The sequence below is a fragment of the Variovorax sp. ISS6 genome, assembly GCF_056523145.1.
In genome coordinates this window covers 3,091,058-3,110,983 of sequence record NZ_JAWRZC010000001.1, presented here as the reverse complement: position 1 = coordinate 3,110,983, position 19,926 = coordinate 3,091,058, and the positions used below count along the sequence as shown (strand labels likewise).

The following is a 19,926-nucleotide window of genomic DNA, read 5'->3' as shown; positions in this document are numbered from 1 at the left end:
ACGAACGGCCATGTCCGACGCCCAGACGCCCGCCTTCCACCTGCGACTGCGCGATGGCGCGGCGGAGGAGAACATGGTGCTCGCCGGCATCTGGCGCCGGGCCTGGGCGGCCTCGCATCCGGGCACGCCCGTGATCGAACCGATCGCCCACTGGCTGCAGCGCGTGCGCACCGAGTTCGTGGCGCCGGCCGAGGTGGTGATCGCCGAGCGCGACGCGCAGGCACTGGCCTTCATGGTGCTGCACGACCGGCGCGAGTACGTGGCGCAGCTGTTCGTCGATCCGCACCTGCGCAACCAGGGCCTGGGCCAGGCGCTGCTCGACGAGGCCTGCGTGCGCATGCCCACCGGCTGGCGGCTGCACGTGGCGCTCACCAACACCGCGGCCCAGCGCTTCTACGAACGTTACGGCCTCGCGCGCGGCACGGTCGACCGCCATCCGACCAGCGGGCGCGAACGCATCAGCTACCACTGGTACCCGGCGCGCGCGCCCTGGCGCAAGGCCTGAAACCACCTGCCATCTCCCCCACCATGCGCATCGACCACATCGCCCTCTGGACCACCGACCTCGAACGCTGCAAGCGCTTCTACGTCGACTATTTCGGCGCCGCCGCGGGCGAGGGCTACGTCAATCCCGCGAAGGGTTTCGCCTCCTGCTTCCTGAGCCTGGGCGACGGCGCCCGCATCGAGGCCATGACCACCAGCACGCTCTCTCCGGTGACGGCCGAGCCCGGCGCCCAGCGCATGGGCTGGACCCATCTCGCGATCAGCGTGGGCTCCGAGGAAGCGGTCGACGCGCTGAGCCGCCGGCTGCAGGCCGACGGCTACCCGCTGCTCGACGGCCCGCGCCGCACCGGCGACGGCTACTACGAGAGCGTGGTGCTCGACCCCGACGGCAACCGCATCGAGATCACGGCCTGAACACCATGAAGAACGCCTTCGCCGACAGCCTGCACGAGACCTTCGAGCGCTTCGGCCGCATCGACATCCGCCGCATGTTCAGCGGCTTCGGCATCTACCACGAGGGCCGCATGTTCGCGCTGGTGATACGCGACACGCTCTACCTGAAGTCCGACGCTGAAAGCGCCATGCATTTCGACCGGCTGAACCTGCCGCCCTTCATCTACGAGCGCCAGGGCAAGCAGATGCCGATGTCCTACCGCGAGGCGCCGCCCGAGCTGTTCGAGGACCGCGAGGAAGCCGCCCTGTGGGGCCGGCGCGCCTTCGAGGCCGCGCTGCGCTCGGGCACGGTGCCGAAGGCGGCGCGCAAGGCGGCCGCCGCGAAGAAGGCGGCGGCGAAGAAGGCGCCCGCCAGGAAGGTGGCGGCGAAGAAAGCCGCCGCGAAGAAGACCGTCCCGGCAAAGAAGGTCCGGAAGGCGGCTCCCCGTTGAACACGACCCGCACACCCCTGCCCCCGCTGCCCGAACGCGAGGAGATCGCGCTGCTCGAACCCTTCGAGGGCCTGGGCCTGAACGACATCGTGCTGGTCGCCACGCGCGACGATGCCGAGCGCGCGGCCGCCGCGCTGCTGGCCGCGGGCGTGGTCGGCTTCGACACCGAGTCCAAGCCCACCTTCGCCAAGAACGAGGTCTCGACCGGCCCGCACCTGGTGCAGTTCGCCACGCGCGAGACCGCGTGGCTGTTCCAGCTGCATCGCAGCGACTGCAACGAGGTGCTGGGCGCGCTGATCGGTTCCGAGGCGCTGCGGAAGGTGGGCTTCGGCCTCTCGAGCGATCTCTCGCTGATCCGCCAGAAGCTCAAGGTGGAGCCGCGCGCGGTCTACGACATCGACGACGAGTTCCGCCGCCGCGGCTACCGCCGCTCGGTCGGCGTGAAGACCGCCGTGGCGCTGGTGTTCGGCCAGCGCTTCACCAAGTCGCGCAAGGCCACGACCTCGAACTGGGCCAGCCACCGGCTCAGCGAGGCGCAGCTGCGCTATGCGGCCAACGACGCCTATGCGTCGATCCGGGTGTTCGACGCGCTGCAGGACAACCGTTCACGCTGAGCTTGTCGAAGCGCCGCGCGAGGCTTCGACAGGCTCGGCCCGAACGGTTCTTGCACTACGCCTCAGTCGCGCCCCGCCTCGAGGATCGCCTGCGCGAGCCGCTTGGGGTTCGAGAAGAACATCTCGTGGCTGCCCGGGCATTCGACCAGCCTGAAGAGGCCCAGCCGCTCCGACAGCCGCGGATGCCACGGCAGGCTGTGCGGCAGCGCGATGTCCTGCTGGCAGTTGACGTAGGACTTGCCCACCTGCAGCGCGGCCATCGGCTGGCTCAGCACGATCTTGTCGGTGAAGGTGCGGTACGGGTGCGGGTTGAGCTGCTCGTAGGCCGAGCGCGCGAGCGCCATGTCGGCGTCGTTGATGAAGGCATCGCGCCAGATCTCGAACGGCAAGGTCACGGCCTGATTGTTTGCGGCCGCCACCGCGTCGAACAGCGCCACGTAATGCGGCGGCACCATGTCGTTGAGCGACTCGCCGGGCTGCGGCACGAAGGCGTTCACGTAGACCAGCCGCGCGATCCTGCCGGGCTGCTGCGCGAGGCGGTCGGCCACGCCCGTGATCACCATGCCGCCATAGCTGTGGCCCACGAGCCGCAGCTGCGAGAGATTCTTCTCCTCGATGTACTGCAGCGCCGAATCGATCGCGTCGGCCAGGCCGATCTTCGCGCGGTCGTCGCCGGGCCGGTTGCCCGCGAGCGTGGGGCAGTGCACGGTGTGGCCGGCCTCGCGCAGGCCGTTCGCGACGGCCTCCATTTCGGCACCGGTGTGCCAGGCGCCGTGGATCAGGACATAGGTGTCGGACATGGGGGTCTCCTCGATGGGTGCGGGGTTGCGTGCGGTGAACGCAGCGACTGTAGGAAGCCCGGCGCCGCGCCGATGGCCGCTAGCCGCCAGCACGATGGCCGATTCGCGCCAGCCGCAGGGCACCCGGGGTGGCGCCCAGCTGCTGGCGGCACAGGCGCACGAAGTGCGAGGCATCGGCCAGGCCGCAGCGAAAGCCGATCTCCGCCACGGCCAGCCGGTCGAAGCGCGCGTCGCCCAGCATGCGGCGCGCGGCCTGCATGCGAAAGCCCAGCAGCGCGGTGGCGAAGGTGGTGCCGCCTTCGCTACCCTCGCCACGCTCGGCCAGGCAGCGGTGCAGGCTGCGCTGCGAGATACCGAGCTCGCGCGCCACCGCCTCGGCCGTGAGGCCGGGCTCGGCATGGCGCTCGCGCGTGGCCTCGAGCACGCGCCGGCGCAGCGCGGCGCGCGCGCCCGGTTCCACCGCCGCGGCCACGCCCGGCCCGGTGGCCAGCGCGAGCAGCCCGCCGAGCTGGTCGGCCAGCAGGCGCGGCGGCAGCGGCGGCGCGCTCGCGGCCTCGGGCGTGAGCTGCTGCACGAAGCGGCTCAGCACGCTGCCCCAGCCCGCGCTGCCGTCGATGCGGCAGGCCAGTTGGCCCGGCGCGTCGGGCAGCCAGGATTCGACCCAGGCCGTGGGCAGCTCGAGCGAGATGGTGTCGGCCGACTGCACGAAGTGGAAGGCATAGCTGCGCCGCGAATCGACCAGCACCGCGTCGCCCGGCAGCATGCGCGCGCTGCGCCCTTCCTGCTCGACGCTCCAGGCGGTGTCGGTCTTGCACAGCAGGTAGTAGAAGTTGCTGCGGCTGCGCTCGATCGCACGGCGCGTGCGGTAGACGTCCTGCGCGCTGCCGCGCACGCGGTTGACGCCGATGCCGAGCTCCGGCGTGCCCAGCGGGGCCGATTCGAGCGTGGCGTCGAAATGCCGCGCCTGCGGGCTGGTCACCTCCATCTCGAGGAAGCCCTCGCAGACCGCGCCGACCCAGTAGTCCAGGCGCTGCGCGGGCGGCACCGCGTCGGTGGACCAGCGCTCGATCGCGGCCGGCGGACGATGGGCTTCGGCGTGGGGCTGGATGGGCATGGAGGGGTCTCCCCGTGGATGGGTCGGCTGCAACATACCGAAGCCGGCCAGGCTTGCCAAGCGGGCTCGCCCGGGAAGGCGGTCCGGTTATAGGCGGCGGCTGACGGCGCGGCCGACGGGCGGTCGGCACAATGGCCTGCTGCATCAACCCCGCGCACCGGCCGCCGCCGGCGTGCGCACCAGGAAGGAAACACCCAGGCCATGACCACCACCAAACAAAGCGACTTCGGACTGATCGGGCTGGCCGTGATGGGCCAGAACCTCGTGCTGAACGTGGAAAGCCGCGGCTTCCAGGTCAGCGTCTACAACCGCACCGAAGCCACCACCGAGGCCTTCATCGCCGCCAACCCCGGCAAGAAGCTGGTGGGCGCGAAGACGCTCGAGGAATTCGTGCAGAGCCTCGCGAAGCCGCGCAAGATCCAGATCATGGTCAAGGCCGGCGCGCCGGTCGACCAGGTGATCGAGCAGCTCATCCCGCTGCTCGACAAGGACGACATCGTCATCGACGGCGGCAACAGCCTCTACACCGACACCGAGCGCCGCGACGCCTACCTCTCGAGCAAGGGCCTGCGCTTCATCGGCGCGGGCGTCTCGGGCGGCGAGGAAGGCGCGCGCAAGGGCCCGTCGATCATGCCGGGCGGCCCGGCCTCGACCTGGGAGGTGATGAAGCCGATCTTCGAGAGCATCGCGGCCAAGGTCGATGGCGAGCCCTGCGTGATCCACATCGGCCCGGGCGGCGCCGGCCACTACGTGAAGATGGTGCACAACGGCATCGAGTACGGCGACATGCAGCTGATCTGCGAGGCCTACAGCCTGTTCAAGGCCGCCGGCTTCACGACCGACGAGATGGCCGCGATCTTCAACGAGTGGAACGACGGCGAGCTGCAGAGCTACCTGATCCAGATCACCGCCAAGGCGCTCGAACAGAAGGACCCGGAAACGGGCAAGCCCATCGTCGACGTGATCCTCGACAAGGCCGGCCAGAAAGGCACGGGCCAGTGGACGCTGATCAACGCGGCCGAGAACGCGGTGGTCATCAGCACCATCAACGCCGCCGTCGAGGCGCGCGTGCTGTCGTCGCAGAAGAAGGCGCGCGTGGGCGCGAGCAAGCTGCTGCAGGGCCCGAAGGTCGAGCTCTCGCTCGAGAAGAAGGCGCTGGTGGCCAAGGTGCACGACGCGCTCTATGCCTCCAAGGTCATCAGCTACACCCAGGGCTTCGACCTCATCAAGACCATGGGCGACAAGAAGGGCTGGGGCCTCGACCTCGGCCGCATCGCGGCGATCTGGCGCGGCGGCTGCATCATCCGCGCACGCTTCCTCAACCGCATCACCGACGCCTTCCGCACCGATCCGGCGCTGGCCAACCTGATGCTCGATCCCTTCTTCAAGGACCTGCTGAACCGCACCCAGCAGAACTGGCGCGAGGTGGTGGCGCTGGCCGTGAGCAACGGCATCCCGGTGCCGGCCTTCAGCGCCTCGCTGGCCTACTACGACAGCTACCGCACCGAGCGCCTCAGCGCCAACCTGCTGCAGGCGCAGCGCGACTTCTTCGGCGCCCACACCTACGAGCGCGTGGACAGGCCCGAGGGGCAGTTCTTCCACACGGAGTGGCCGGAAGTCATCGGCTGAGGGCCGCCCTTTGCGAGCGCCGGACCGCCGGCGCCCGCCTCAATCCACCTTGATCTGGAACAGCACCGATCCGGATCCGCCCGGCGCCACGAAGCCGTTGAAGCGCCAGTCGACCGGCCCGGCCTTGCCGGCGGGCTGTGCCTCGGTGCACGCCACGGCCGGCGCCGGCGCGGCGTTGGCCGGCGTGTTCTTCATGCATCCCGTCAGCGTCGCGGGCGTCTCCCCTGCGGTCGCGCCGACGAAGCTGGTGTAGGCCGGCGTGGTGTCGTTCACCGCGAGGTTGCGGATCGGTGCGTCGCCGTTGTTGGTGTAGGTGATCCGGTACTCCAGCGTTTCGCCCGGCTTGGCCCGGTTGTTCAGGCCGAAGGTCAGGACCCCTTGGGTCACGTTGCGCACCTCCTTGCGCAGCTCCAGCGCGACATCGGACACGGTCGTGATGTCCTGCAGGGTGTAGCGGCCGCTGAGCGCCGGGGAGGCGTTGGCATAGTCGAACTCGGCCTGCACCACCACCTTGTTGCGGGCACCCAGCGGCGCGGCCGCGGGAATGAACTGCTTCACGATCACGCACACCCGGCCCTCGAAGGCCACCGCCTGGCCCGTGCCCGCCGGCGGATAGAGCTGCGCCGCCCCGGGCTGCAGGCTGCCGGTGCAGCCCGTGTCGGCGAAGATCTGCACGCTCCAGCCGCCGACATCAGGGGAGGCGGTCTCGCTCGCGATGCCGAAGCGCACCTTCCCGGCCGTGCCCGCGGCAAAGCCGTGGCCATAGGTCACGCTGTTGCCGGGCATGCCGGTCTTGGCCCCGTCGGCGGCGAAGCTGCCGTTGTCGACGTCGCCGAAGTTCAGCTCGGCATGGCCGACGCCGTTCCACGCGAAGGCGATGCGATCGGGCGTGCCGGTGCGCGTGTAGGTGTAGGTGTCCGTGCCGGCGGCCACCGCGGCCCCCGACGGCAGGGCCACGCGACCCACCGAGGCGCCCGTCGACACGCGCGTGCCGGGGTTGTTGAACTCCTCCACGCACATCGCGGCGCCCTTCGCCATGCCGTCGGGCACGGGCAGGGTGTAGTTGCCCGCCGCGTCGGTGACCGCGCTCGCATGCACGGCGGCGGCGCAGTCGGTCAGGCGCACGCTCACGCCGCGCTGCGGCACCTCGCCGCCGTTGGCCACGCCGTCGTTGGCCGTGCCGCCGCCCGTGCCGTTGTCGAGGAACACGCGGCCGCTCACGATGGTGCTGACGCGGGCATGGGTGTTGGTGAAGGTGCAGGTCCAGAGCGCGCCGGCCGACATGTCCGCGGCGGAAAGCGCCACCGTGCCGGTACCGGCCACGGTGCGGCCCTCGCCGTTCACGCAGACCGACTGTGTCGTGGCGTCGGGCACCGCGGTTTCGGTGATGCGGACGGCCGTGCCCGGCGTGCCCAGGTGGTGCGCGGTCTTCGACGGCATGGGCACGTTCGACTCGTTCGTGGTCACGCTGTCGGTGGCGTTCGCGACCACGGTGCCCGTGAGCTGGAAGTCATAGGTGCCGGTGCCGCCCAACGAGTTCTTGACGATGCGAACGCGCGGCCTGACGGTGTGGGTCACCGTGCACATCTTCTCGCGGGTATCGATGTCCGTGACGGTGTTCGCCGGCGACGTCATGGTGTAGACGCCAGTCGAAGGATTGGCCAGGTTGCTCGTCGAAAGCTTCTCGTAGCCCTCGCACGAAAAAGTCTGGGTGTAGTTGCTCAAGGCGGTTCCTGTCCCTGCCGCCGCCTTGAAAGTCATCGTCGTGCTGACATCGATGCCCAACCGGCCCGTCCGCCCTCTGTGACCGACGTCCTTCACGGAGGGAGTCCCCGTCTCGCTGAAAGTCTGAAGATTGACGCCCGAAAAGCTCAGGTCAAATTTTCCTGCGTCGAACGGCGCACCGACGATGCGATTGATCAATCCGAATGACGGCCGATAGTTGTCGATGTAGCAGCCGAATATCGAGTTCGGAAAAATGTACTTCTTGTCCAGTATGAATTTGTTTCCTTCAATCCTCCACAAGATGGAGATATCGACCGGATTGGTGTTGCCGTCGACACCCGCGTTCTTGTCTTTGCACCCACCCTCCACCGGGTTCGTGGATGGATAGAGCGGCCAGCCCGGGTGAACGGTTTTTTCCGTGACCACCAGATCGACCCCGGGGATGATTGGCAGAGTCCCTTGCGTCCAGTTCTTGCTTCCAGCACCGTAGAGGCCCGGCGGATCCACAGGAACCGTGATCGTTTCATCAACGGCCCCACTCACCCCCGAGAAGGAGAAGCCAAAGCTGGGGGAGGTCGATTCAGACGCGCTGCCGATGGACTTTCCGAAGCTGACAGTCGCCACGCGGGTGTTGGAAAAGGTGCAGACGATGTCGGTGTCGTCGATGTTGCCTTGCGTCGCGGGCGTGTCGTTGCCACCGATGCTCGCGCTGACCATGGCGGTGAACTTGCCGCTCATGGCGTCCGGCAGGTTCAGGACCTCCCTGTCGGCGCGGTTGACGCAACGCAGCGACGACTGATAGCGCCCCGTCGTACCGGCGGCCTCCGTTTCGCTGACGGTGATCTGGGCGCCGAGGCCGACGGTCGCGAAGCCGGTGGCACTGGGCACGGCGCCGCCATGGCCGGCACCGGCCAGGGTCGCCGTGCCGGTCGTGCCATCGGGCCGGATCGTGGGGTCGATGGCGAGATCGAACCTGCCGGCATCCGAGTCCGGCGCCAGGCTCTTGGCCAGCCGCACGCGCGGCAGCAGCGTGATGCGGTAGTCCTCGACCTCGCCGCTATCGGCGCCGCCCCTCGCGCTGGGCAGGGGGGAATAGCTCAGCCGCAGCCGCACATAGGACTTGCCCGCGACATAGCCCGCGCCGGGAGGCACGTCGAAGCGGAGATTGCCGCTCGCGGCGCCCGCGGGCACCACGGTACAGGCGCGCTCGGTCGCGTCGTTGAAAACGCCGTCGCGGTTGAAGTCGATCCAGCCGCACAGGTTGGCGGCGGCCGTGTTGCCGCTGACGGGAATGTTCCTGATCTCGTGGACGGCCTCGCCCATGACATCGGAAAGAGGCCCGGACAGGGCGTCATCCGCATCGCGATCCGCCGCCGGGCTTGCCAGGGGCGTGGCCGCGGCGAGATCGGGAAAGACCGCGTCGGTCGCATCGATCGTCACGTTCCGCCCCAGCACGAGCCCGGAGCCGATGGCATGGCCGGCGCCTCCATAGCTGGCCGGTGCGTCGCCGAGGTCCTCGTCCAGGCTGACGGTGAACTTGAACTCGTCGAAGATTGCGGGACCTTTTCCCGGGGTGTCGTCCACGAGAAAGGTGCAACCAAGATCGCAGGCCGTCCGGTTCAAGGTGGTCTTGAATGTGAGCTGCGTGTAGGTGCCGTTGAAAATGACGGTACCGCAACCGGCACTCACCGATGCGTCGGGATTGCAGCCCTCGCTGGTCCGGGCGATCGCCGGGCTGATGCGCAATCCTTGCGGGGCCGGGCCATTCTGGTCCTCGATCTTCAGGTAGTTGGACACCAGCGTCATATCGCCGCTGCCGCCCGTGGCTCCGTTCATCAATTCGAGCATCAGCGAGGCGTACTGGTAGTAAGTCTGATCGCCCGTATAGGGGCCATACTTGATCCATGTGCCCATGTAGGAAAGGTGAAGCCTGGGATTGGTCACAGGACGGCTGAAAGTGATCGTCAACGTTCCCAATGGAAAACTGGCATTCGGGTCCGGCGAATGTCGGTTCTGTTCACTGCCTGAAGGTGGGTAGGAGAATACATAGAACCCCCCCAGTACGCTGGACAGGTTGATGCTGCTCGGCGAATAGGCCGAGGGCGGCAGGCCGTTGAACTTGCCACCTCCTGGTCGCAAGTACAACAGGTCTGGGCGGGACATCGATGCCGTCACGGTGACACCCGACGGCATGATCCCCTGAAGCCCGGACGCATCCACTTGCAGGATCTGCTCGTGCGCCCGTGCCGTCACTGCGGCGAACAGGAAACAAGCCAGTACCAGCAAAGCTGCGGCAGCCTTTCTGACCCAAGGCAATACCGGCCTGATGCCGAATGCGACCAATCCCTTCATATGAATCCTCGATGATCTGGCGTGCCCATCGGCTCACCGCTGCCCATTGGTCGCCCCGGTGTCCCGGCTCGCGGCCGCTGCGGGCATGGCCCCGCTCGTCGACGGAAAGCCCAGCGTGGTCTCGTCGAACTTGAAGCGCAGCCGCACGTAGGCGCCCTTGCTCGTGTATTCGTTGGCCGTGAGGTCGCGGTCGTTCAGGCCCACGAAGTTGTAGCCCGCCGACAGCCACAGGTTCTTGTAGACCTGATAGCCGAGCTCGAAGCCGAAGGTCTTCTGCAGTCCGCCGCCCTTGCCGTAGAGCAGGCCGGCCTGCACGCCCCAGTCCCAGTCCTGGTTGATGTCCTGCGTGTAGCGCGCCTGCACCAGGTGCGCCCAGTACGTGCTCGCGAGCAGGCTGTCGCTCATGCGGCTGAGCTTGCCCGCGTAGCGCGCCATCACGACGCGCCCGGGCGCGGGGTTGTAGTTGAGGTGGGCCGAGACGATGTCGGCGCTGGTCCTGCCCGGCAGGCTGGCGCCGTTGTCGGCACCGAACACGCTGCTGCCCTGCAGTGCACCCGCTGCGTTGCCCGCGCCCACCACGTTCTGCGAGCGGCGCTCGTAGCGCGCGAGGGCGTTCCAGCTGTCGTCGTCCACTGGGCGATAAGCCACGCCGATCTGGTGGCGCTGCAGGTGGCGCTCGTTGCCGGCGTTGGTGCCCTGCCCTTCGCTGCTGCTCATGATGCTGCGCGCCAGCAGGCTCCACGAAGGATCGAGCTTGTAGGCGAAGCCCGCGCTCAACAGCCGCGTGTTGGCGTCGTCGCCGCGGCGCACTTCGAACACGCCGCTGGTCTTGAGCCGCTCGGTCATGTACTCGATGCCGCTGGTGATGGCGGTCGATTGCCCGAGCCCGCCGGCATAGCCGGTGCCGTTGTTGCCGCTGTTGGCGTAGCCGCCCAGGTTGCGCGTGTGCTCGATGCCGCCGGTGACGCTGATGCGTTCGGTGAGCTTGACGGTGTTGCGCACGCCGATCGCGGCCTGCACGCCGCGGCCGTCGGCACCGTCGGCGAGGCGGTACTCGTTGTACACGCGACCGCCCTCCATGTAGTTGCTCTCGATGCCGACGATGCCGGTGTTGTTGTTGCGCGCGCTGTCGAGCGCATAGGGGCCGTAGAGCGAGGAGATCAGTTCGTAGCGCCCGTAGACGCGGGTCTTGTCGGTCACGGCGTAGTTGCCGCCGACGGCCAGCACGCGCTTGTCGCTGTGCTTCAGGTCCTGCTCGCCCTCGATGAAGAGCTGTGCGTTCGGCACCCACGGCAGTTGCGTCGACAGCCGCGCGCGCAGGGTGGTCAGGGTCTGCGCGTCGACGCCGTTGGCGGCCACGGCCGCGCCCAGCACGGTCACGCTGTTGGCGCCGATGCTGCTGCTCGTCTGCGCGTTGTAGGTCGAGATCTGGCCGTAGTCGAAGCCCGAGTTCGAGCCCATCGCCTCGTTGCTCTGGCCATGGCGCAGCCCCACTTCCACCGCGGTCTGCTCGCCGAGCTTCTTCTGCGCGCTCAGGGTCAGGCCCTTGCGCTCGTCCGTCTGCGCGGCGTCCTTGCTGTAGAGCGCCTCGGCGCGCACGGCCAGCGTGGGGTCGATGCGGTATTCGGCACGCGCCGAAGCCTCGGTGCGGCCCGCCGAGGAGCTCGCGCCGGGGTTGTCGAAGCCCTCGCTGGTCCTGGTCGCGAGCGCCACCACGGCGAGCTTCTCGTCCTGGTAGCGCGCCTCGATGCGCGCGCCATGGCCGCTGCCCTTCTCGTCGGACTGCGTCTTGACCACTTCGCCCGCCACCGTGGTGTTCTCGCCGAGGCGCGCGATGCCCGTGACCGCCTGCAGCTTGCGCCTGTTCTCGGGGTTGCGGTCGGTGCTGACCACCACGCCGACCTGCACGGTCTCGGCGACCTTGAGCTGCACGTCGACGCCCGCCACGGTGAACTTCGGCCCGCCCGAGTCGACCTCGTAGGTGACGCGGATCGACTGCGGATTGAGGTTCTGGTCGACCGAGGAAATCGCGCGCGTGAACAGGATGCGCCGCGTCAGCGGCTCGACCGTGTAGTCGACGAAGCGCGTGACCGCCGTGCGCTGCAGCACGATGTTCGGCTGGTTGCGGTCGCGCACCACGATCTCGACCTGCTCGCTGTTCTCGACGAAATCGCCGTTGCTGCCGCTCAGGTAGTACGGCCCCGAGGTGCCGACGGCGCGGAACTCCTCGACCTGCTGCGTCTGCGCGGTGCGCGAGACGTAGCTGGTCGCGCGCACGCGCTCGTCGTCGTAGACATGCTTCAGGCCCGTGAGCGAACGGTTGCTCTGGCTCAGGTTGCGCACCTCGGTGCTGCTGGTGGTGGTGAAGTCGCCGTACAGCAGGTAGGAGCGGTTCCTGTCGATGCGCACATAGAGCTTCTGCGTGCTCTGCGCGTCGAAGCCCTTGACCGAGGAGTCGCCGTAGATCGGATAGAACTCGTCGGGCCGGATGTCGCGGAACAGGCGGCCCTTGCGCTGCTTGTCGGAGTCGTAGGCCGCGGTCAACAGGTACTCGCCCTTGATCGCGCCCTTGAAGAAGAAGGCGGCGCGTCCACCCGCGCGGCTGCTGCCGCCTTCGTTGCCGAGGCTCGTGAGCTCCGACTCGAAGGCCGCGCCGGCCGGCATCGCGCCCAGCGGCAGCTTGCCGCGCCTGGTGAGGTCGAGCACGCCCTCGACGATGCCCACGCCGATCATCGGGCGCAGTTCCGGCGTCAGCGCGAGACGCACTTCCTTGACCAGGTTCGCGGCCGTGACGCGGATGCGTGCGTCGCCGGGCTCGCCGGGCGGCAGCAGCCGGAACTCGGCGCGGCCGCCTTCCATGAAGACCTGGGTGCCGGGTTCCTCGGGGTTCAGGTCCTCGGTGAGCCAGCGGCCGCGGTCGGCCTCCAGCGTGAGCTGGGTGCGCGCGGTGACCGGCACGCCGGCGGCGTCCGTGAGCCGCACGGTGACGACGACGGGCGTGCGCAGGTCGGCCTGGGCCGATTCGGGCAGGTCGATCTCCATCGCCGAGAGCTTGTCGGGCGCGACGACGGTGATCTCCCGCGCTTCGCCGCGCAGGTTGCCGAAGCCGTCCACGGCCTCGAGCCGCAGCGTGTTGGCGCCGGGCTTGAGCGTCACGCCGATGTACTCCCAGGCCGCGAGCTGCTTCGAGGGCAGCTGCGACTTCTTGCCCACGCGGCGATCCTCCACCGCGGCACCGTTCACGCTGAGGCGGAAGCCCGCCGCATCGCTGCCCTTGACGCGCACGTTGATCGAGGTACCGGCCACCGTGTCGCGGTCCTTCAGGTCGAGGAAGCCCAGCGCGTTGTTCTCGATCTGCGGCAGCAGGGTTTCGAGCTCCACCGGGCTCGGCGCGGCCGGCGCCAGCAAAGGCAGGTTGCGCGGCTCGAGCATCGCGCCGCCCAGCCCGATCGGGCGCGCGGGCGGGGTGCCGCCGACCGGCGCAAACAGGCTGCCGGCGGGACTTGTCGACGGCGTGCCGCCCAGCGGCGCATTGGCACCGAGCTGGTTGCCGAGCGTGCCGCCCATGGAGCCGCCGGCGCCGCCGACGAAGGTGCTCGGGTTGGCCGGCGGCGCAGGCAGCGCGATCAGCGGCACGGAGGTGGTCTGCACCGTGCCCGTGCTGCCGCCGGCCAGTGCCTGGCCCGAGGCCGGCAGGCCGCGCAGATCGCCGGCCGGCACCACGCGGCCCTCGGGATCGAGGCGCAGCCGCACCTGGGCTTCGGCCTCGGTGTCGGGCTTGGCCGCGATCGCGGCGCGCCGTGCCGCCACGTCGTCGAGCACCGCCTTGTCGTCGCAGTTGGCAATGACGAAATTGGCCTTGTGGAACTCGCCCTTCTTGAGGTCGAGGAAGCGGCTCTCGGGCGCGCCCGCGTTGCGGTTGTCGAGGATCTCGAGGCGCGCGCCCGCGGGCAAGGTGAGCTGGTCCACGCGCAGCACGTGCGTCACCGGCTTCAGGCCGTAGAGGCTCCACTTGCCCTCGACGTCGGTCACGACGTGCGTGCCGTCCTCCAGGTACAGCCGCACGCCCGGCACGCCGATCTCGTCGGCGCCCTGCTGCCTGCCGTCGCGCTTGCAGTCCATGTAGACCTTGCCGAAGGCGAAGGCATCGTCGGCGAACACGCCGCCGGTGACGCGCAGCGTCCAGCTCGCGAGGTTCGACTGGATCGGGCCCGAGCTGGCGCGCGCGCGGTTGATCGCGTCGCCATCGGTCGGCGCGCCGACGCCGATGCGCACGCGGTAGCGCACCATGGCCGACTGGTCGGGCGCGATGACCAGCGCGGGATAGTCGAAGCGCAGCCCCGGGCCGGCACCGCCCGCGGGGTTCGGCACGATGGCGCCATTGAGCCGCGCGCTGTGGGCCACGTAGGCGAAGCCCGGCGGCAGCGTGTCGCTCAAGCTCACGCCGGTGACGGGGAAGCCGGTCTTGTTGGTGACGGTGAGCGCGTAGTCGACGAAGTCGCCGAACTCGGCCTGCCGCTTGCTGCCGTCCTTGCGCAGCACCAGGCCCAGGATGTTGCCGGGATCCAGCGGGATGTGGTTGTTTGCGACCTCGCAGGCCGAGCCGTCGGTGTGGGTGCCGGTGCGCAGCTGGAGGTAGTGGGTGGTGGGCTCGCCGTTCTGCGGCGCCGCGGGGTTGGGCACCACGGCGCCGCAACTGGCGAAGCTGCCGGCGGTCGCGGGGAGGAGCTGCGACGGCGCGACGTAGCCGCTGCCCGCGGGCGGCGCCACCTTCAGGCCGTAGCTGCACATCGCGCCGGCCGGCGGCGGCTGCATGTGGAACTGGTAGGCGCCGTCGGCGCCGGTGCTCATCGAGACGCTGCCGTCGGGGTTGAAGGTGTAGAGGCCGGACGTGCCGCCGTTGAGTTCGGCCGCGGTGATCGGCGTGGTCGCGCCGCTGCTGCACGACTGGCGCGCGTAGGTCGCCACCGCGCCGGCCACGGGCTGGCGCGTGAGCGCGTTGTAGACCACGCCCTGCGGATCGACGAGCAGCGACCGGACCGTGGCCATGGCGGCGGCCACCACCGAGCGCGGCGTGACGTTGACCGTGTTCTGCTCGAAGGCCGCGGCCCAGGCCTTGTTGTTCAGCGCGACCCGGCTGCCGATCGCGGCCGGCTTCTCGGTGACCCGCACGGTGAAGCTCAGCTGCTCGCTCTGCCCGGCCTCGAGCGCGCGGCTGCCGTCCGTGAGGCTCAGCGCGACCTCGGTGGGGAACTGGAACGGATCGGCGCTGTCGTGGTGCGCGCGGTTGCAGGTGGCCCGGCCCGTGAAGCCCGGCGCCGCCACCAGGCGGCCGCCCGCCACCTTCGGCCGGCCCACCAGCTCCCACGACGCGATCTGGCCCTCGGCCTTGTCCATGTCGAAGCTGCAGTTGAGGTTGTCGATCAGCCGCAGGTTCGGCGCGGCGGCCGCGCCCGTGTTGCTGACCTTGAGCACGTAGTCGAGCTCGAAGACGCCCGGCGCCACGCGCCGCGCCATCGAGGCCTGCTTGCTCAGCAGCAGCGTCGGCAACTGCGTCGACACCGGCGTGGGCACGCTGTTGTTGTTGGGATTGCCGTCGCCGTCGGGGTCGGGGTTGTCGCCATTCATCGAATCGTCGAAGGCGACGGCCGCGCCGCCGGCCGACAACGCGCCCGAGGCCTTCACGCTGTTGAGCAGGGTGCCGCTGCGGCCCGTGAAGTTGATGCGCGCCTCGAACTCGACCGTGACCTGCGCGCCCGCGGGCAGCACGGCGCCTTCGGCCAGCAGCTTCTGCGCGTTCGCCGTGCCCTTGAAGGCGGGGTTCGCCACCGCCACGAGGCCGCCGCCGTTGCCGGTGGGTGCCGGCACGATCGCGACCGAGCCCGGCACGATGGTGTACTGGTTCGCGGCCGGCACGGCCGCGGCCGTGTAGCTGCCGAACTGGGTCTCGCCGGGCCCTTCCATGAGGTCGGTCGCCTGCGCGTCGTAGAGCCACGAGGCGCCGTAGTTGCGCAGGTTGACGCGGAAGCGCACGTTGGCGGTGCCGTCGGGCTTGCCGTCCGCGCCCTGGTTGAGCCGCGGCGCCGAGGCGGCCTTCGCCACGCCGATGCGCGCCTGGCTGGTGGTGATCACCACCGTGTTCGACGGGGCGGTCGCCGGGCCGGTGCCATCGTCGTACTGGCCCTGGGCCGTATTGCGGATGTCGTCGCCAGGGGCGGCATTGACCTTCACGGCGAACTGCATCGCGATCGATCCGTTGCGCACCAGCGGCGCGGGGATGCCGATCGCGACCTCGATGACCGAGGCGTCTTCTGCCCGCTCCTTGCGGTAGCTGAACTCCGCGTCGCCCGGCAAGCGATAGAGCTTGATCGCGCCGGCCGCCGCGGTCTGCAGCGAGCCCACGATGTACTGGGTGCCTTCGGGCACCTTGTCGCGGATCAACACCAGCGCCATCGGCACGCGGTCCACGAGCAGCGGCCTGTTGGTCGGCGCCACGATGCCGCTCGGCTTCGCATCCTGCGCGCCGATGTTGGTGCCCGACACCGTGAAGTCGATGCGCGTCTGGCCCGGCACGACCAAGCCGGGGTAGCTCGCCGACTTGACGAGGCTCAGCGCCGCCGCATCGCCCACGACGACAGTGTCGCGGTTGCTGGCCTGCAGGCGCTGCAGCGCGGTGGTGGCCGTCAGCCCGAGGCAGGCCGTGCCGCGCGCCACCATCGGGATCGTGCCCTGCACCAGCAGCGCGGCCGCCTCGCCCGGCTTCAGCGTCAGCACGCCCGGCTTGTCGAGCGCGAGCACCGGGTCGACGGGATCGGACACGCCGTTGTTGTTGGCGTCACGCAGCACGCGCAGCGCCGACAGGTCGAGCGTGTCGGCGGCGCAGCCGGCCGCGTTGTTCGCCAGCGCGATCGTGTAGCTCGAGGCGACGTTGCCCGTGTTGGTCAGCAGGTGGTTCAGCGTGACGATGCTGCCCGGCGGGCGGCTGAGGGTCTGGTCCTGCGTGAGCACCAGCGCCTCGACCGGCAGCACGGTGGCGATCACCTCGTTGGAGGAGATCGTCTCGGTCTGCGCCATGCCGCCGGGCACGTAGGTGCCGGTGGCGATGCTGCGGATGACCGTGCCGCCTGGCGCGGCTGTGGCATTCGCCTGTGCCATGCCGCCGAGCAGAAACACCATGCCTGCGGCGAGCGCGGCAGCGAATCCGCGCCACGATCGCAGGCTGGAGCCTCTGAGCTTGGAAGTCGACGACATGCGGTGAACTCTTGGAAAGCCCGGCAACGGGCCGGAAGAAAAAAGAATGGGAGACGAACGGGGGCTCCCTTTCCCTTGCGCCTTCGCACGAGGACGCAAGGGAAAGGCGAACGGCCTTGGAAGGAAGAAGGAACCGGCAGGCCGAAGCCCGCCGATCCCATCGTTCAGCCGACGCTTACTTGTTGACCTTCACCGAGAAGGTCAGCGTGGCCTTGCCGCCGGGCGCGACCGTGTTGGTCGCGCTGCCGCAGGACACGGACGTCGGGGTCGCGGCGTAGTTCGCCTGCGCGAAGGCCGGCGTCACGCCCGCGGAAGCGCACTGGTCCGACGGTTGCGCGCCGTCCGGTGCGGCCGTCAGGCTCGTATAGGCCGGCACCGCGTCGTTGATCGACATGTTGGTCACCGGCGAGGCGCCTTCATTGGTCGCGACGATGCGATAGACGATGCACTGGCCCGGCTTCACCGTGAGTGCCGCCGACGAGCTCGGCACGATGGTGCCCTTGCACTCCTCGTCCTTGGCCTGGAGCTTGATCAGGCGCATCTGGCCCGAGATGACGGTGCTGATGTCGGTCGCCGAGGGCGCACCGCACTTCGCCTGGTCCGGGAAGGTCACGGTGACCGTCGCCGTGTCGGTGGCACCGGCCGTCGCGCCGCCCGGTGCGAACACCTTGACGAGCAGCTTGTGCGCCTTGCCACCGCTCAGGTCCACGGTGGGGCCGACCTGGCCGTTCGCGCCCACCAGCGTGTCGCCGGTGTCGATCTGGCCGTCGCCGTTGTTGTCGATGTACAGCGCGGTGGTCCAGCCCGCGGTCACGTCCGCAGCCGGCAGGACCGCCTTGACGTTGAACTGCGTGCCGCAGCTCTGCGCGCCGGTGATGGTCAGCGTGTGGGCGTAGATCACCGAGCCGCCGGGAGCGACCTGGCCTTCGTTGTTCGGCGTCAGCGTGGCACCGTAGGTATCGGCCGCGATCACCTTCACCGCGTCGAGCTTGGTGTCGATCGCCACGGCGCCGGTGGAGGTCGGGCCGGTCGACTTCACCTGGAAGTAGATCAGCTGAGCGTCGACCGCAGCCTGCGACGCGGGCGGCGTCACGCAGGCATCGACCGCCATTTGCGCACCGGCAGCCACGTTCACCGTCGTCATCCCGCTCGCCGAGCAGGCGGCACCGCCGGCCACGAACTTCACCGTCCAACCGCTGGGCAGGCTGCCCGGGAAGTTGTTGGTCTGGCTCGCCGCGAGGCTGAAGGCGTTGTCCTTGGTGTCGTTGTTCCTGATGAACAGGTTGAAGACGGCGGGGGTACCGGCCGGTGTCGTCGTCGTGGTCGTCGGGGTCGGGCTCGGGCCCGTGCCCACGTCGCCGTTGCCCGCGTTGCCGGAGGTGCCGTTACCGGTCGGGGTATTGGTCAGGTCGACCAGCACGCCGATCAGGCTCGTCAGGATGTCGCGCGTGGCATCGAACTTGGTGCTGTCCTTGCTCGAGGTACCGCGAACGATGGCTTCGAACGGTCCGTTCGGCAGCGGCGTGGGCGCCGACAGCGTGACCGCCAGCACGATCCTGACGCTCTGGCCGGGCCGGATCGGACCGGTGTCGACGATGCCGTCGTTGTTGGTGTCGATCAGCGGCGCGGAACCACCGTCGGCGAAGAAGCGGAAGGTCGAACCCGCGGGGAACTTGCTGACGTCGGCCGTGAGGTTCACCGTGTCGTCCGCGTTGCCGGTGTTGAACACCGTCTGCGGGAACTTCACCGTGGAGCCCGCGACGCCGGAGGCCAGGGTCGTCTGGTCGGCATCCGTCGTGAGCGGCGTACCCGCCGTGGCGTCCTTCGACGCAACCGGGCTCGCCGAGGCGTGCGTGGAGCCGAGCACGATGCCGTAGCTGCCCGACACCTCGAAGGGCGAGGGGTTGGTCGGCGTGGTCGGATCGGTCGGCGGGTTGGTGGTCGTCTTGTCGTCCGGCACCTTGGTCGGAACGTACTCGGCCTTGTTGGTCGTGGTCGTTCCACCGACTTCGGCGGTGCTGTTGATCAACACCACGAAGCTCACGGTCTGCGTCACGTTCGGGGGCAGCGAGGCCACCAGGAAGCTCAGCCGCTGGCCGTCCGCCAGGAAGTCGATGCCGACCGGATCGCCGCCCGCGCCGTCACCCAGCGCGGTACCGGGCGCGCTGCTCCAGACCGCGGAACCCGGCACGTAGGTGAAGCCGCTCGGCAAGGTATCGGCCATGTAGAACTTGCCGGCCGCGCCACCCGTGTTGTTGAAACGCAGCGTGTAGGTGGTGTAGAGGCAGTTCGGATCGTTCGACGTCGCGCCGGCGATCGTTGCTGGGCAGGAGGCCGCCGAACGCGGACCGCTGGTCCTTGCCGCGGGCCAGACACCGCCGTTGGCGACCCAGCTGACCGCGGGAACGCTCAGGCTCTTGGAGGCGTTGAAGGCCGCGTCGGTGGTGAGCACCACGTGGTCGACGTCGGCCACCTTCTGGTTCGCCAGCTCGTACAGGTCGAGCGTGGCGGGCGCAGCGTTGATGGTCGCGGGCTGCGGCGACGTGAAGTTGGCCGCCGTCGCCGTGCTCGGAATCGAGTACGCCACGACGAACGGGAAGGTGCCGTTGCCGCCCGCGACTGTCTGCGCGGGCACCGTGCAGACGGCGCCCGGCGTGACCGAGCACAGTGCATTGGTGCTGTCGGGCACGCCGTCGGCGTTGGCATCGGCGAACACCTCGATCTTCGAGAAACCGTTCGGCGGTGCCGTGGTCGTGTCGATCGTGATGGTGAACTTGTCGGCGCCGTTGCCGGTGTTGGTCAGCACGTGGGGCGCATAGACGATCGCACCCGCGGCGCCGATCTTCTTGTTGATCACGTCCGTGGTGACCGTGGTCCGGCCGTCCAGGTTGAACGAGCCGACCTGCTGCACCGTCGTCTGCACGAGGTTCGAGGTCGCGAGCTGGCTGGCGCCATTCGGGTCGAGGTAGGTGGCCGAAGCCTGGTTGCCGATGATGGTGTTGGCAGGCGGTGCCGCGGCGAGCGCATCGGAGCTTCCGAACAGGAAGCTCATG

The 19,926-nt window shown here is 69.2% G+C and carries 10 protein-coding genes; 5 read left to right on the top strand and 5 right to left on the bottom strand.

The genetic code is table 11. The features are described 5' to 3' along the window. Nucleotides 1–10 precede the first annotated feature (10 nt). Genes AC1HIL_RS14135 through AC1HIL_RS14120 form a run of 4 tightly spaced genes read left to right on the top strand, consistent with a single transcriptional unit; the run spans nucleotide 11 to nucleotide 2,002 of the window. Entirely contained in the window at nucleotides 11–505 is a 495-nt protein-coding gene (locus tag AC1HIL_RS14135; RefSeq protein ID WP_093343159.1) for a GNAT family N-acetyltransferase, read from the top strand. Nucleotides 506–528: 23 nt separating this feature from the next. Next, complete coding sequence (locus AC1HIL_RS14130; RefSeq protein ID WP_261210488.1) at nucleotides 529–918, top strand: VOC family protein; 390 nt, start codon at nucleotides 529–531, stop codon at nucleotides 916–918. A 5-nt stretch (nucleotides 919–923) separates the two neighbouring features. Continuing rightward, the gene (locus AC1HIL_RS14125) at nucleotides 924–1,388 is read left to right on the top strand and encodes a TfoX/Sxy family protein (protein WP_479672044.1); all 465 of its coding nucleotides are present in this window, start codon (nucleotides 924–926) and stop codon (nucleotides 1,386–1,388) included. After that, a complete protein-coding gene (locus AC1HIL_RS14120; protein WP_479672043.1) occupies nucleotides 1,385–2,002 on the top strand; it encodes a 3'-5' exonuclease in 618 nt (205 codons plus the stop codon). The genes AC1HIL_RS14125 and AC1HIL_RS14120 overlap by 4 nt, the downstream gene beginning before the upstream one ends. 62 nt (nucleotides 2,003–2,064) lie before the next feature. Here AC1HIL_RS14120 and AC1HIL_RS14115 read toward each other — a convergent pair whose 3' ends face one another. Then, entirely contained in the window at nucleotides 2,065–2,802 is a 738-nt protein-coding gene (locus AC1HIL_RS14115) for an alpha/beta fold hydrolase (protein WP_261210486.1), read from the bottom strand. Nucleotides 2,803–2,881: 79 nt separating this feature from the next. Next, entirely contained in the window at nucleotides 2,882–3,916 is a 1,035-nt protein-coding gene (locus AC1HIL_RS14110) for an AraC-like ligand-binding domain-containing protein (protein WP_479672042.1), read from the bottom strand. Nucleotides 3,917–4,117: 201 nt separating this feature from the next. Here AC1HIL_RS14110 and gnd point away from each other — a divergent pair, with 201 nt between their 5' ends. Further along, nucleotides 4,118–5,545: a decarboxylating NADP(+)-dependent phosphogluconate dehydrogenase gene (gene gnd, locus AC1HIL_RS14105; protein ID WP_422097589.1), complete on the top strand. Its 1,428-nt coding sequence runs from the start codon at nucleotides 4,118–4,120 to the stop codon at nucleotides 5,543–5,545. Nucleotides 5,546–5,584: 39 nt separating this feature from the next. On the opposite strand, the gene AC1HIL_RS14100 is transcribed toward gnd, so the two are convergent. The 3 genes from AC1HIL_RS14100 to AC1HIL_RS14090 all read right to left on the bottom strand — a co-directional run bounded on the left by AC1HIL_RS14100 (nucleotide 5,585) and on the right by AC1HIL_RS14090 (nucleotide 19,925). Further along, a complete protein-coding gene (locus AC1HIL_RS14100; protein ID WP_479672041.1) occupies nucleotides 5,585–9,622 on the bottom strand; it encodes a prealbumin-like fold domain-containing protein in 4,038 nt (1,345 codons plus the stop codon). A 33-nt stretch (nucleotides 9,623–9,655) separates the two neighbouring features. Continuing rightward, a complete protein-coding gene (locus AC1HIL_RS14095; RefSeq protein ID WP_479672040.1) occupies nucleotides 9,656–16,798 on the bottom strand; it encodes a hypothetical protein in 7,143 nt (2,380 codons plus the stop codon). A 250-nt stretch (nucleotides 16,799–17,048) separates the two neighbouring features. Then, nucleotides 17,049–19,925 carry a hypothetical protein gene (locus tag AC1HIL_RS14090; RefSeq protein ID WP_479672039.1) on the bottom strand — a complete coding sequence of 959 codons (2,877 nt, stop codon included), beginning with the start codon at nucleotides 19,923–19,925 and terminating at the stop codon, nucleotides 17,049–17,051. Nucleotide 19,926: the final 1 nt, after the last annotated feature.

Coding starts and splice junctions, on each gene's coding strand:
- AC1HIL_RS14135 (WP_093343159.1), top strand. CDS start 11: ATGTCCGACGCCCAGACGCCCGCCTTCCACCTGCGACTGCGCGATGGC.
- AC1HIL_RS14130 (WP_261210488.1), top strand. CDS start 529: ATGCGCATCGACCACATCGCCCTCTGGACCACCGACCTCGAACGCTGC.
- AC1HIL_RS14125 (WP_479672044.1), top strand. CDS start 924: ATGAAGAACGCCTTCGCCGACAGCCTGCACGAGACCTTCGAGCGCTTC.
- AC1HIL_RS14115 (WP_261210486.1), bottom strand. CDS start 2,802: ATGTCCGACACCTATGTCCTGATCCACGGCGCCTGGCACACCGGTGCC.
- AC1HIL_RS14110 (WP_479672042.1), bottom strand. CDS start 3,916: ATGCCCATCCAGCCCCACGCCGAAGCCCATCGTCCGCCGGCCGCGATC.
- gnd (WP_422097589.1), top strand. CDS start 4,118: ATGACCACCACCAAACAAAGCGACTTCGGACTGATCGGGCTGGCCGTG.
- AC1HIL_RS14100 (WP_479672041.1), bottom strand. CDS start 9,622: ATGAAGGGATTGGTCGCATTCGGCATCAGGCCGGTATTGCCTTGGGTC.
- AC1HIL_RS14095 (WP_479672040.1), bottom strand. CDS start 16,798: ATGGTGTTTCTGCTCGGCGGCATGGCACAGGCGAATGCCACAGCCGCG.
- AC1HIL_RS14090 (WP_479672039.1), bottom strand. CDS start 19,925: ATGAGCTTCCTGTTCGGAAGCTCCGATGCGCTCGCCGCGGCACCGCCT.